The following is a 15,017-nucleotide window of genomic DNA, read 5'->3' on the forward strand; positions in this document are numbered from 1 at the left end:
ATGGTAAAACCGTAATTGCTTTTAAGTGCCAAAAAAACGATTAATATCGGTTTTTGTCGAAAAACATGCTAGATGAGGCTTATAAACGTACTTTTTATAAATTTGTACCGTTTTTTTTTGTATGTTCCAATTATAAAAAAAGAACTAAACCTAATTATAGAATGAAAAGAGTAATTTATTACGTAGCATTTTTTAGTACTGTTTTTTCTTATGCTCAAACCAAGGTTGGTAACATTGGCTTTAACGATGTTGATGTTTTTGATGAATCAGAGTTAATGCTTAATGGTGCTGGATCTACAGAAAAGTTATATGCAATGGCATTATATTTAGACTTTGAGGTAGATGGTGTAGAGGATGGGGTAATGGTAGCAGAAAAAGATGTTACTATGGCTATTACAATTAAAATTATTTCTTCAATTACCGATAGTGAGTTCAAGAATATTATAAGAAATGGTTTAGAAAGAGCTACAGATGGTAATAGCTACTTGTTAGAAAATCAAATTAGAGATTTTCTTAATCTTCTTCCAAATGAGATAGATAAATTTGATATTTATAAAATTTTGTATGTCAAAGGAGGGAAATTAACTCTTTATAAGAACAAAGAATTACTAGGAACAATAAATAGTAAAGAGTTTAAAAAAGCCTTATTTAAAATTTGGTTAGGAGAAAACCCTGTTGATGAACATTTAAAAGAAGACTTACTTGCATCTTATGAACCTAACCCCATATTAGGAAGATGGAAAACATATGATAGAAAAACAGGTGTAGCTATTAGTATTGTTCAGTTATATATTATAGAAAATAAAGTGTATGGAACAATACAAAGAATGATGCGTATATCAGAAAGAGATGCAATCTGTTATGAATGTGAAGGTGCAGACAAAAATCAAAACGTAGAAGGATTAGTAATTCTAAAAGGATTAAGATTAAAAGGAGATAGGTATGTAAATGGAAAATTTACAGATATAAAAAACGGTAGAGTTTCAGAATGCCAAATATGGATTGATGAGGACGAACCAAATATACTTAAGGTGAAGTATAAAGGAGGAGGAGGAGTCCATGAATGGAGAAGAATTAAAAAATAGGATGATCTAAAATAACACTGAAAACCCCTGGATACTTCTCCAGGGTTTTTTGATCCCTATAATAAAGAAAGAAGATCTATGTTACAGTACCATTTATCTTTATACTTTTGCAGAAGTTATGAATGTGAAGAAAAAAGACATAAGAACCTTAACTAAAGATCAGTTACGGCTTTTCTTTGAAGAAAATGGAGATAAATCTTTTAGAGGAAATCAGGTTTATGAATGGCTATGGAGTAAAGGGGCTCATAGTTTTAATGACATGACCAATATTTCTAAAGCCACTCGAAAAATACTGGAGGAAAATTTTGTAATCAATCATATTCAGGTTGATCAAATGCAACGAAGTACAGATGGTACAATTAAAAATGCAGTAAAATTGCATGATGGATTAATAGTAGAATCAGTACTAATTCCTACTCCGACCAGAACTACAGCTTGTGTGTCTTCGCAAGTTGGATGTAGCTTGGATTGCAAGTTCTGTGCAACAGCTCGATTAAAAAGGATGAGAAACCTTAATCCCGATGAGATTTATGATCAGGTAATGGCTATAGATAAAGAAAGTCGACTATACCATAATCGCCCTTTATCAAATATTGTATTTATGGGTATGGGAGAGCCTTTAATGAACTATAATAACGTATTGAAAGCTATTGATAAAATCACTTCTCCCGATGGGTTAGCAATGTCTCCAAAAAGAATCACATTATCTACTTCTGGTGTGCCTAAAATGATTAAAAAAATGGCAGATGATGAGGTGAAATTTAAATTAGCAGTTTCATTACATTCTGCAATAGATGAAATAAGAACATCAATAATGCCTTTTAATGAAACATTTCCACTTGTAGATCTTAAAGAAGCGTTAGAATATTGGTACCAAAAAACAAAAAGTAAGATCACTTATGAGTATGTGGTTTGGAAAGGGATAAATGATAGAAAGGAAGATATAGAAGCTTTGATACGATTCTGTTCTTATGTTCCATGTAAAGTAAATTTAATAGAATATAACCCAATAGATGATGGAGCATTTCAACAAGCATCAAACAAAGCAATTGAAAACTATATTCATGCGCTAGAATCTCATGGTATTGTTATTAATGTTCGTCGCAGTCGCGGAAAAGATATAGACGCAGCTTGTGGTCAGTTAGCTAACAAATCATAGAACTACTCCTTATATTTATTAAATTAAAGGTAATATTCTTGATATATAACAATATCGGTTTCAAAGAAAAACTATTTTACGTTATCTTCGCGTTACTATAGAAAACAGAATCAAGTACAGCATATTGAAAGTTGTAGAACAAATAAAATTACCGATCATTGATGAAATGGAACTTTTTGAGCAAAAGTTTTCAGAATCAATGACCTCTAAGGTAGCCTTACTCAATAGAATTACACATTATATTGTAAATAGAAAAGGTAAGCAGATGCGACCTATGTTCGTTTTTCTGGTCTCTAAAATGGTATCTGGAGGAGAAGTAAACGAACGAACATATCGGGGAGCTTCGGTAATAGAATTGATTCATACTGCAACTTTGGTTCATGATGATGTCGTAGATGACTCTAATCAAAGGCGAGGCTTCTTTTCTATTAATGCCTTATGGAAAAACAAAATAGCAGTTTTGGTAGGGGATTATCTATTGTCAAAAGGATTGTTACTTTCTATTGATTATGGAGATTTTGATCTTCTAAAAATTATTTCGGTAGCAGTAAGAGAAATGAGTGAAGGAGAACTGTTACAAATCGAAAAAGCTAGAAATCTTGATATCACAGAAGAGATATATTATGAGATCATCCGCCAGAAAACGGCAACATTAATAGCAGCTTGTTGTAGCTTGGGAGCTTGTTCTGTAGCTCCGGATTCTGATGATGTTGAAAAAATGAGAAAATTTGGAGAACTCATCGGAATGGCTTTTCAGATTAAAGATGATTTATTTGATTATGGTGATACAGCCATAGGAAAACCCACCGGGATTGATATTAAAGAGCAAAAAATGACACTCCCTCTTATCTACACACTAAATCATTGCACTAAAGAAAAAAAGAAGTGGCTTATTAACTCGGTAAAAAATCATAATAAAGATAAAAAAAGAGTTAAAGAAGTTATAGACTTTGTAAAAATAAGTGGAGGATTGGAGTACGCCATTAAAATAATGCATCAATTTAAAAATGAAGCACTTTCCATCTTATCAGAATATCCGGATTCAGATTACAAATCTTCTTTAGAACTTATGGTTGATTATGTTATTGACCGAAAAAAATAATTAGAGGCTTTTTAGTATTAAAAAAACGGTATGCAATAGGCGTATAATGAGTTTCTTAAGAAAGAAAGGTGTCAATTAATTCTAAATATTTATAATACAACATTAATTATTTTAAATACGAGGCAACCTTTTTATTTTTATTCTCGTCTATGTAAATAGAAGATCTAATTAATCGATTTTATATTGAAAGTTATTCAATTTTATAAAAGTGAAACCCAACTCATTAAAAGGGCAGCAAAGCAATATCGTGATGCACAGCATCAGTTATACAATAAGTATGCGCCCAAAATGCTTAGTGTGTGCAGGCGATATATTAAGGATATTCATTTTGCGGAAGAAGTAATGCTTGGCGGGTTTTTAAAAGTTTTTATGAATTTGAATAAATTTAAATTCGAAGGAAGTTTTGAAGGATGGGTACGAAGAATTATGGTTAATGAATCGATCTCTTTTTTAAGAAAAGAAAAACAAGTTCTTTTTACAGAAGAAATAACAAGCTATACCGAAGAATCCTGGAACAATATTAATACAGAATTAGAAATAGACCAGATTCAGGAGCTAATAGATAGTTTGCCAGAAGGATATAGAATGGTATTTGTATTATATGCTATAGAAGGATACAAGCATAGCGAGATAGCTAAAATGCTAGAGATTTCTGAAAGTACTTCAAAATCTCAACTATTTAAAGCTAGGAAAACGTTACAACAAAAGTTAAATCAACAAAATAAGATAAATAATGGCGCCATTGAAATTTGAGGAAAAGATGAAAGAAAAGCTGGAGCAACGCGCTATAAAGCCTTCAAGTGATTCTTGGGAGCGATTAACAACGCAGTTAGATAGCGCAAGAAAACAAAAAAAAGAAAGTAAAAAAATTCAATGGTATGGTGTCGCAGCAATTTTTGTTGGAATTTTGATTCTGACTTCAATACTGATGAACCAAAATCCGATTTCAGAACAAGATAATACTCAATTTGTTGATAACAATAATGAGATTATTAAAAATGAAAATACTGAGGTAGTTGAAAATAAGGATACACAACAAAAAGTTATAGAGAAAAGTAATTCTAAAGCTTTTGAAGAAAATCCAATATCGAATAATATTGTGACATCCTCTCTTAAAAAAGAAAATCTTAAAAAGAAAAATGTTGCCTCAGAAATAATACATGAGGATAAGACTGCCAAAAAGATGTTAGGAAATAGGAACTATGATACTGAGTTAGCAGAAAATGATAAAAATGCCAATACGATTAAAAACAAAATTTTACCTGTAGATTCTTTGATTATTGAAGATAAGGTAGCGGGAGTAGTGGCGCAAATTCAAGAGCTTCAAAAAAACAATACTCAAGTGACCGATGATGAAATCAATAGGTTATTGCTAAAAGCTCAACGAGAAATTTCAACAGAAAAAATATTAAAATCTAGTACAGTGAGTGCATCAAATCTTCTACAGGATGTAGAGGCAGAACTTGATGAGACTTTTAAACAACGTGTTTTTGAAGCGCTTAAAACAGGTTTCCAGAAAGTTAAAACAGCGGTAGTAGAAAGGGATAATTAAAATCATTCATCAATCAAATAATCCGTAATCTCCCTGGTATACTAGGGAGATTACAAATAAAATTCAAAAAAATGAAGACGATAGTTACAATAGCTACATTTGTGGCCATGGCACTTTTTGCCCAATTGTCAAGTGCACAGGAAGTAAGTGATAATAATGTAATAGAGAAATTGAAACAGCAGAAAGAACGTGTTATTAATGCTGAAAAAGAAGCATTAAAAAAGGAAGTAGAAGAAATTAATGAAAAGCTGGTAAATGAAGAAATAACCAAAGAAGATGCGCAAAAACTTAAAGAAGAAGTTGCTAAGTTACATGCTCTTAATATTGAAAATAGGATAGCTATTATAGAAAATAAAATTGCACTTTTGGAGCGCAATGAGGGGGATGCTATTGAATTTTTAGAAAAAGATCTGGAGTACAACTTTACTTTCTTAGGGTTTAATTTTGGATCTGATAAAGACAGAAAAATACCATATGATAGGCGTACGACGTCAAATTTAGTAATTGCTTTTGGACTTAACAATGCAATGGTAGATGGGCAATCATTGGATGATTCTGATTATAAAATTTCTGGAAGTAGGTTTTTTGAAATTGGGTGGGCCTGGAAAACAAGAGTGTTTAAAAATACCAACTTCCTAAGAATTAAATATGGGATCTCATATACTTCTAATGGTTTAAAACCTACAGATAATAGATATTTTGTAGAAAATGGTAATCAAACGACATTAGAAGAATTTAGAGTAGAATTGGATAAATCCAAATTTAGAATGGATAACCTTGTGGTTCCTGTACATTTTGAATTTGGTCCGTCAAAAGTAACAGAGACAGAAAAGAGTATACGATATTCTACTACAAATAGATTTAGAATCGGCTTGGGAGGGTATGCCGGAGTAAATATAAGTACTCGCCAAAAATTAAAATATAAAGAAAATGGCGATCGCGTTAAAGATAAAATTAAAAGAGATTATAACACCAGTGATCTAATATATGGATTAAGTGGATATATTGGCTTTGGAGATATGTCTATATACATTAAGTACGATCTGTCTCCAATTTTTAAAAATGCAGAGATTGAACAAAATAATGTGTCGTTAGGATTACGTTTTGACTTTTAATCGATGAATAAATTGATGCGGTTACCCGTATATTTTGTGAAATTACTGGACTATAATAGATAAAATAGTTTTTTGTTAATAAAGTAGGAGCAAGTAATGATTATTTTAAAAGAGCGATATGAATATATCGCTCTTTTATTTTTTTTACCTCATAAGCTGTTTGAGTTATGATTCTCACACCTTTATTTAACAGCTACCCTATCAAATCGATATGCTAGACGTTTATATTTTTTTGTTAAATAATTTACTAATAATGAATATTTGTTAAATATATAAATAAAAGCATTACCCTTAAATTAATTATGGTTTTAACGTAACCATTTGAATGTAAGTATTTTATGACAATTTATTTTTTTGTTTCTAGATGAAATATTCTATATTTATCCAAGTCATAATTGAAATAATTCTTTCCAAAATTTTAATAACGATTCTACATTTTTTGCCTCAAAATGTTAATCGTTACTACTTATGCTGAAATTGGTATAAAACCGAACAATTAACCAAATTTCACTCATATGAAAACTAAATTTTTTTATCTAACATTATTTGTGTTTTGCAGCTTCGGGCTGCTTGCTCAAAAGGGAACTCCCGTAAAAGCTAACTCTGTAAGTGAATCAGCTTACAAAAGGGATATCCCAGCATTTTCTAAAATGAAAAACATTATTTCTGCTAAAGGGCTTGACCATGTCGCTCCGCGTAAACGTAGAGGAAGTAATACTTTCGTTCCAGGAAAAGGTTTCCCTCGGGGAAATGATCCGCTTATCGAGCAACAAAAAAGTGCTCGTAAAATGGCAGTTCGAGCTCCAGTAGCATCTTTTGATGCTCATGTAGGAACTGTATTAAATGATGCAACAGGGGCAATTGGCCCTAATCATTATGTGTATGCATTTAACTCTGGTTTTGGTATCCTCGATAGAACGGGTAACGTTCTATTGGCTGAAGCCTCTTTAGGAACCTTGTTTCCTGGGGAAACATTAGGAGATCCAGTGGTGGTATATGATAACTTCGCCGATAGATTTATTATCATGGAGTTTAGTAACTCACCAAATGGATTTTTAATAGCAGTCTGTAAAGGACCAGATCCAGTAAATGATGGATGGTCTACCTATAGATTTAATACGGGAACATTTCCTGATTATGAAAAATTATCTATCTGGAATGATGGATACTACATTACTGCAAATAAAGATCAAAATGCTCCGGATACTAATGATGTTGTATTTGTGGTAGAACGAGATAAGATGATTGCAGGAGAAACAACCGCCCAAATGGTAAGTTTTCCATTGCCAGGAGCAGAAACCAATGGGTTTTATAGTCCAGGTGGATTTAATGCTACAGGTACAACACTTCCTCCGGCAGGTGTAGGTTGTTCTATAGTGTACATGCAAGATGATAGCTGGTCTGGGATTTCAACAGATCACTTAAAGGTATGGACAACCAGTGTAAACTGGACGACTCCAGCGAATTCTACAATTTCACAACCGCAATCGATCAATACAACACCTTTTGATAGTGTGTTTGATAATGGATCTTTTCAAAACCTTGATGAACCAGGTAGTGGGCCAGACATAGATGCATTACAGGCAACTATGATGTATATGACAAACTATAGACGTTTTGGTACTCATAACTCTGTGGTAATGAATTTTGTGGTAGACTTAGATGGTAATGATAGTTTAGCTGGTATTCGTTGGTATGAACTTCGCCAAACTGCAGATGGGCAACCATGGACTATTTATCAAGAAGGTACATATACACAACCAGATGGGCTTAGTGCTTTTTGTGGAAGTATTGCTCAGGATTCACAAGGTAATATCGGGTTAGCATATACAGTAGTAAGCACTAGTGTATATACTTCATTACGATACACTGGTCGATTAGCTAGTGATCCGGTAGGAACGATGACTGTTGCAGAACAGGTTTCTGCAGATGGAGATAGCCAAAATAATAGAGGTGATGGTCGTTACGGAGATTATGGTCAAATGACTATTGATCCATTAGATGATAAAACTTTCTGGCATATTAGTGAGTATATGAAAGGACCAGCTCCTAATGTGAGAAAGAGTCATGTTGTAGCTTTTAGAATTGAACCAGATACTCCAGATACAGAAGCTCCTACAGCTCCTGCTAATCTAACTGCATCTAATACTACTGATGTTTCTACTTCATTGAACTGGGACGCATCTACTGATAATATAGGAGTTACTGGATATGACGTATATCAAGATGGTACGGTAGTGGCAACTGTGGCTACAACTACAGCAGATATTACTGGGTTAACAGCAAGTACCTCTTATGATTTCTCTGTAAAAGCAAAAGATGCAGCAGGAAATGAATCTGTTGCAAGCGCAACAATTACTGTTACTACAGTTGCACCAGATACTCAGGCGCCAACTGTACCCGCAAATTTAACAGCATCTAATACTTCGGCAGGTCAAACAACCTTAAACTGGGATGCATCTACGGATAATGTGGGTGTTGCAGGATATGATGTATTACAAGACGGAGCAGTAGTTGCTACTGTAACCGCTACAACTAATATAGTAACTGGACTTTCTCCTGAGACTACATATGAGTTTAAGGTGTTAGCTAAAGATGCTGCCGGAAATGAATCAGCTACCAGTACACCAATAAGTGTAACTACTCTAGCTGCAACAGGGTGTTTAAATGGAGTTGCTGTTCCATATAGTGAAAGTTTTGAAAGTGATTTTGGAGGATGGACACAAGCATCAGGAGATGATCTGGACTGGTCAAGAGATTCTGGTGGTACACCTTCTAATAATACAGGACCTTCAAGTGCAGATGATGGATCAACTTATATTTATGTTGAAGCATCTGGAAATGGTACTGGATACCCAAACAAGAGAGCAATTCTTAATTCTCCTTGTGTTGACCTTAGTGGTGCTACAGCGGCTATATTTTCATTTAGATATCATATGTATGGTGCTACCAATTTTGGATCACTAGATGTTGAAGCGAGTAATGATGATGGTGCAACCTGGACAAGTATTTGGAACCAAAGCGGAAACCAGGGGAACTCATGGCAAACAGCTACAATAGATTTGGCAGCGTATCTTGGGGTTGGACTACAATTACGATTTAATCGTGTAACTGGGAATACCTGGCAAGCCGATGCAGCAATAGATAAAATATCACTTACTAGTGATACTGCAGGAAATTGTGCTACTGGTGATTTATCATTAAGTATAACATTTGATAACTATCCAGAAGAAACTTCTTGGACATTGACCGATGCAGGAGGTACAACCGTGGCTTCAAAAAGTTATTCTACGGCAAATCCAGATGGGTCTACCGTTACAGAAACTATTAGTGCACCAGCTTCAGGAAGTTATACATTTACAATTTCTGATTCTTTTGGAGACGGAATTTGCTGTTCTTATGGTAATGGCTCTTACACATTATCAAGTAGTGCAGGTGCAATTGCATCAGGAGGAGAATTCACAAATTCTGACGCTACAGAGTTTTGTGTTCAAGGATCAAGTGTAAGGCTGGATACTTATGAATTAACAGATGTTAACTCAAATGACAAACGATTTATGTTGTATCCAAACCCAACTAATGGTATTTTAAATATATCAGTTGGTAAGACACCAATCCAAAAACTAGAGATTTTCTCTATGTTTGGTCAAAAAGTTCGTAGCATTGATGACCAGGGAATTAAGCAAATCGATGTAAGTAATCTTACTGCAGGGACTTATTTTGCAAGAATTACTGCTAAAGAAACTATTGTTACAAGAAGTTTTATTGTAGCAAAATAATTTCTGAACAAAACTAATTATTAAGAGGCTGTCTTTTTTAGGCAGCCTCTTTTTTTATTAAATAAAGAAGAGGACAGTGTCTCAGGAATTATATTATTTTTGCGTTGAGCTTGTCAATATAGATAAAGACAAACTTTTGTAGTAGGATTCTCAATAAAGTGCTTACTGCTCAATATTAATTATATAATACCAGATAATGATCAATAAGTCCACTATAGATGCTGTATTCGAAACTGCTCGGTTAGAAGAAGTAATAGGTGACTTTGTGCAATTAAAAAAAGCAGGGAGTAATTTTAAGGGATTAAGTCCTTTTAGTGATGAAAGAACACCTTCTTTTATGGTGTCTCCCGTAAAACAGATTTGGAAAGATTTTTCTAGCGGAAAAGGAGGTAATGTAGTTGCCTTTTTGATGGAACATGAGCATTTTACATATCCTGAAGCCATAAAATATTTGGCTAAAAAATATAATATTGAATTTGAAGAAACCGAGCAAACCGATGAACAAAAACAGCAGGCAGATGAAAGAGAAAGTATGTATCTGGTTAGTGAGTTTGCTAATACTTTTTTTCAGAATTCTTTACTTAAAACAGAGCAAGGTAAAGCCATAGGGCTAACTTATTTTAAAGAAAGAGGATTTACCGAAGAAACTATAAAAAAGTTTGGACTAGGGTACTCTCCTGATGTTTGGGATGCATTGACGGCAGAAGCAATAAAAAAAGGATATCAATTAGACTATTTAGAGAAAACAGGTCTTACTATTGTAAAAGAAGAAAAACAATTTGATCGTTTCAAAGGTAGAGTGATGTTTCCTATTCAATCAATGTCTGGTCGTGTCCTGGGCTTTGGAGGGAGAATCTTAACCAATGAGAAAAAAGCAGCAAAATACCTTAACTCTCCAGAAAGTGATATCTACCATAAGAGTAAAGTGCTTTATGGCATTTATCATGCAAAACAAGCTATTGCCAAAGAAGATAACTGTTACCTTGTAGAAGGATACACAGATGTTATTCAATTTAATCAAACAGGGGTCACCAATGTAGTTTCTTCATCAGGTACAGCATTAACATCAGATCAAATTCGGCTAATTAGTAGACTAACCAAGAATGTCACGGTATTGTTTGATAGTGATGCTGCTGGGATGCGAGCCTCTTTGAGAGGGATTGATTTGATTCTTGAACAAGGAATGAATGTAAAAGTCTGTAGTTTTCCTGATGGGGAAGATCCAGATAGTTTTGCTAAACAAAATACGCTAGAAGAACTAAGCTCGTATCTCGAAGAGAATGTTCAGGATTTTATTAGCTTTAAGGCATCACTATTGCAGCAAGAATCTAAGAATGATCCTATTAAAAGAGCAGAATTGGTTAGAGATATGGTAACCAGTATTTCTAAAATCCCAGATGTGATCAAACGAGAGATTTATGTAAAAGAATGCTCTCGAATAATGGACGTTTCTGAAGATGTATTGTTTGATACTTTAGCACAAATTCGTAATGTTGATGTAAAAGAAGATCGTAAACAGCAAAAACAGCATCAAAAATCACTAGAAGTTGTAAAGAAAGAAACTGCTCAATCTCCAAAAGTTGACGAACAGTACGAACTAGAAAGAAAGGTCATAGAGATATTATTACTTTATGGAAATCGTGAAGAAGAGTTTGAAGATCTTGTTTTAAAAGAAAATGATGATGGAGATCTCGTTTTAGAGCCAGAAGTACATACTACAAAAGTATTTGAGAAAATATATCTAGATCTTCAGGATGATGAAATAGAATTTACTAACAATAGTTTTAAAGAGATATATGTTGTTTTAATAGAACAATTACATCAAAATGAAGAATTTAAAATCGAAAATTTTATTAATCATGTGGCTCCCGAGATAGCTTCAGAGATCACAGCTATCATGATGAATGAAGAGCGATATACATTGCATAGATGGATAGATATGGAGATTCATGTAAAACAAAAAGATTTTACAATAGCCCAATATGTGAGTGATATTATTTTAAATCTACGAAGATTTCTGATTAGTCAAAAAGTAAAAGAGCTCTCACAAGAAGTGAAAGCTCCAAATACTGATGCCGATGATAATCAAGAAACCATACAGGATATCATGGATTATCTGTCATTAAAAAGAATATTGTCTGAGAAGCTAAACCGAGTAGTTTAGCTAATATGCAATAATCTGGATTGATGAATTAGATCAGCAAGATTATCCACTTTTAATTTTTTTAGCAGTCGTGTCTTATACGTACTTACCGTTTTTTCATTAATAGATAATGTAGAAGCTATATCTTTATTGCGTTTTCCAGAAGATAGCAGGTTGAGTACTTCTATTTCTCTGGAGGATAGTTTTTTATATTTTACAACCATATTATTTTCATTAGCATTTCCGTTTGCTAATTGTTGTGTAAGGTTATCATTTAAATATATACCACCCCTTGCAACGCGTTCGATTGCTTTTTTAAGTGTTTTTGTTGGTACTGTTTTGGATAAGTATGCCGAAGCTCCTGCTTTAATAGCACTTAAAGCATACATTTCTTCGGGATGAGAACTAAAAATAATTACTTTGATTCTGGGAAATTCTTTTTTAATAGTTCTCAATGCCATAATTCCATTGATCTGAGGTAAATCTAACTCCATGATGAGTACATCTGGAGTATTAGCTTTCAAAACATCATACATCTCGTTTCCGTTACTTACTTTGCCAATGATCTCATAATCTTCTGAGTTGCGAAATAAGGAAACGATCCCCTTCCTTGTAATTGGATGATGATCTGCGATTAATACGGTTGTCATTCTTGTTTACGATTGTTAATGTTAGTTTAATTTTAAGAGTGTAACATCTTAGGCTAGGGGTAATTTTCAAATCTTTGTGCAAAATTACTAAGAACTAGTCCTCGTAAACTTTTTTTTATGTATTTATCGACAAAATGTTGATTATAATAGATTAACGGGTATTTTACACACCGGAATAGGGATCATTTTGTGTTGGTTTACGGTATTTAGACGGATAAAAATTTTAAAAACCTCTTGTTCTCTTCCTTTAAAATCATCAATTTTTTTACCTTCATCTTTCATTTTCATAGCCCATTCTAATTCATCGTAACTTGCACCAATTTGATCTTCGTCACTTCTGCTATCTCCAAATAATCCATCAGTTGGAGGAGCAACTTGTATCGAATTAGGTACCTTTAAAGCTTCTCCTATAGCATATACTTCACTTTTTAGCAAGTTTGCAATTGGGCTTAAATCCACGCCACCATCCCCATACTTGGTGTAAAAACCAACTCCGAAATCTTCAACCTTATTACCTGTTCCTGCAACTAGATATTTGTATAAACCAGCAAAATAATATAATGTAGACATCCTTAATCGAGCTCTGGTATTTGCTAATGACAGATCAAGTTGTGCACTTGGAGCTGTCTCCGGAACCACAGATTTTAATTCTTCAAAAACCGGAGTTAGGTCAACTCTGATATCAGAAACATTAGGAAACCTTTCTTTTAATTGGGTAATATGCTCCTGGGCTCTGGTTACCTGACTCTGGGCTTGATGAATTGGCATTTCTACACAAAGCGTTTTTAATCCTGTTTTTGCACATAAAGAAGAAGTAACAGCACTATCAATCCCCCCGCTTACACCAATAACAAAACCTTCTATGTTTGCATTGGTAGCGTATTCTTTTAACCAGTTTACGATATGATCAATTACTTTTTCTGTTTGCATTCTTCGTTATTTGTTAGTGTTAATTTAAATCCGAATACGATGAGTATTTCAGTTTTATACTTCGTATTTCGATCTTTGTCTGTGGCAATTTGATATCTTACCTTTGCGAATATAAAATTAATAAAAAAAGATGGCGTTCTGGAATAGTAGAAATTATTTAAAGAGATATTATAATTTAGGAATGAATAGTATTAAGTATTTAAAATTAGCCATTGTTTTTTGCATATTATTTTCTTGCTCTAGCAAAAATAAAGTAGATAAAGAGGTTGCTAAAATCCCTGTAGATATTAAAATTGAACGTTTTGATCGATTATTTGCAAAAATGACTCAGGAAAACTTACCTAATCTAAAAAAAGAATATCCTTTCTTATTTTCAGAAAAATATGCAGATAGTGTATGGATTAAAAGATCTCGAGATACAATACAACAAGAAGTAAACAAAGAAGTAGAAAAAGCTTTTCCCGATTTTTCTTCTGAGGAAAATGAACTACATTCACTTTTTCAGCATATTAAATATTATTTCCCAGAAATTAAAGAACCTAGAGTGGTTACAATTACCAATGATGTAGATTATCATAATAAAGTGGTACTGTCAAAAGGGTTACTTATTATTTCCTTGGATACATATTTAGGTAAGGATCATCATTTTTATGAAGGGATACAAAAATACTTAAGACAACATTTTGACAGACAGTATATAGTGCCAGAGGTAGCCTCTATGTATGCTAAAAACCAGATAGGGCCGATTAGAGATAGAACGTTTTTAGGTAATCTTGTTTCTTTTGGGAAAGAACTATATCTTAAAAATTTACTCTTACCAGATTTTAGTGATGCCAGAAAAATAGGGTATACAGAGGAGCAATATGCCTGGGCAAAAGCTAATGAAGAGGAAATATGGAGGTATTTCGTAGATCGCCAACTATTATACAGTACAGACAGCACTCTTATGCCTAGATTTTTGTACCCTGGACCTTTTTCAAAATTTTATTTAGAAGAAATTGATAAAGAAGCACCAGATAGAATAGGACAATTTATAGGATGGAGAATTGTAGCTTCGTATATGAAAAATAACAATGTATCTTTGCGGCAATTAATAGTGGCAGATGCCGAAACGATTTTTAATAGATCAAAATATAAACCCGAAAGATAATGGCAAATAATCATAAGTCAGAAATAAAAATAGATATAGAGCTAGATGAAAACAGGATTCCAGAAAAATTAAAATGGACGGCAAAAGATGGTGGAGTAGAGAACGAAGAAACCAAAGCAATGCTTCTGTCTGTATGGAATAGCAAAAATAAGGAAAGCCTTCGTATTGATTTATGGACTAAAGATATGCCAGTAGATGAAATGAAGATCTTTTTTCATCAAACATTAGTTGCTATGAGTGATACTTTTTATCGAGCTACGCAAGATGAAAAAATGTCGGCAACTATGAAAGACTTTTGTGATTATTTTGCTGAAAAACTAGAACTTAAGCAAAAATAGTATTGTGCTTTTTT

General features: G+C 33.3%; 12 protein-coding genes. 10 read left to right on the top strand and 2 right to left on the bottom strand.

Translation table 11 applies throughout. The features are described 5' to 3' along the window. Positions 1-161: 161 nt before the first annotated feature. The 8 genes from NNH57_RS04505 to dnaG all read left to right on the top strand — a co-directional run bounded on the left by NNH57_RS04505 (position 162) and on the right by dnaG (position 11,956). A complete protein-coding gene (locus NNH57_RS04505; RefSeq protein ID WP_108808336.1) occupies positions 162-1,085 on the top strand; it encodes a chalcone isomerase family protein in 924 nt (307 codons plus the stop codon). A 118-nt stretch (positions 1,086-1,203) separates the two neighbouring features. After that, entirely contained in the window at positions 1,204-2,244 is a 1,041-nt protein-coding gene (rlmN, locus tag NNH57_RS04510) for a dual-specificity RNA methyltransferase RlmN (protein ID WP_108808337.1), read from the top strand. Between the two features lie 124 nt (positions 2,245-2,368). Then, positions 2,369-3,346, top strand: a complete 978-nt coding sequence (locus NNH57_RS04515; RefSeq protein WP_074408480.1) for a polyprenyl synthetase family protein — start codon at positions 2,369-2,371, stop codon at positions 3,344-3,346. A 183-nt stretch (positions 3,347-3,529) separates the two neighbouring features. Further along, positions 3,530-4,099: an RNA polymerase sigma factor gene (locus NNH57_RS04520; protein ID WP_074408479.1), complete on the top strand. Its 570-nt coding sequence runs from the start codon at positions 3,530-3,532 to the stop codon at positions 4,097-4,099. Positions 4,100-4,106: 7 nt separating this feature from the next. Continuing rightward, complete coding sequence (locus NNH57_RS04525) at positions 4,107-4,898, top strand: hypothetical protein (protein ID WP_108808338.1); 792 nt, start codon at positions 4,107-4,109, stop codon at positions 4,896-4,898. Between the two features lie 71 nt (positions 4,899-4,969). Continuing rightward, positions 4,970-6,013 (top strand): hypothetical protein, encoded by a 1,044-nt coding sequence (locus tag NNH57_RS04530; protein ID WP_108808339.1) that lies wholly within the window; start codon positions 4,970-4,972, stop codon positions 6,011-6,013. 515 nt (positions 6,014-6,528) lie between these two features. Next, the gene (locus tag NNH57_RS04535; protein ID WP_108808340.1) at positions 6,529-9,792 is read left to right on the top strand and encodes a fibronectin type III domain-containing protein; all 3,264 of its coding nucleotides are present in this window, start codon (positions 6,529-6,531) and stop codon (positions 9,790-9,792) included. Between the two features lie 196 nt (positions 9,793-9,988). After that, entirely contained in the window at positions 9,989-11,956 is a 1,968-nt protein-coding gene (dnaG, locus tag NNH57_RS04540; protein WP_074408476.1) for a DNA primase, read from the top strand. On the opposite strand, the gene NNH57_RS04545 is transcribed toward dnaG, so the two are convergent. Together NNH57_RS04545 and nadE are read right to left on the bottom strand one after the other, a co-directional pair. Beyond that, positions 11,953-12,585, bottom strand: a complete 633-nt coding sequence (locus NNH57_RS04545) for a response regulator (protein ID WP_024770694.1) — start codon at positions 12,583-12,585, stop codon at positions 11,953-11,955. The two genes, dnaG and NNH57_RS04545, sit on opposite strands and share 4 nt — an antisense overlap. Positions 12,586-12,726: 141 nt before the next feature. Continuing rightward, on the bottom strand, positions 12,727-13,515 hold the full coding sequence (gene nadE, locus NNH57_RS04550) for an NAD(+) synthase (RefSeq protein ID WP_074408475.1): 789 nt from the start codon (positions 13,513-13,515) through the stop codon (positions 12,727-12,729). Positions 13,516-13,696: 181 nt separating this feature from the next. Between nadE and gldB the strand changes: the two genes are divergently transcribed. Further along, positions 13,697-14,665, top strand: coding sequence for a gliding motility lipoprotein GldB (gene gldB / locus NNH57_RS04555; RefSeq protein ID WP_108808461.1), 969 nt, complete (start codon positions 13,697-13,699; stop codon positions 14,663-14,665). After that, positions 14,665-15,003, top strand: a complete 339-nt coding sequence (gene gldC, locus NNH57_RS04560; protein WP_074408474.1) for a gliding motility protein GldC — start codon at positions 14,665-14,667, stop codon at positions 15,001-15,003. Before gldB ends, gldC begins: the two co-directional genes overlap by 1 nt. The last annotated feature ends 14 nt before the right edge of the window (positions 15,004-15,017 follow it).

Source organism: Aquimarina spinulae (genome assembly GCF_943373825.1).
Classification (GTDB): Bacteria; Bacteroidota; Bacteroidia; order Flavobacteriales; family Flavobacteriaceae; genus Aquimarina; species Aquimarina spinulae.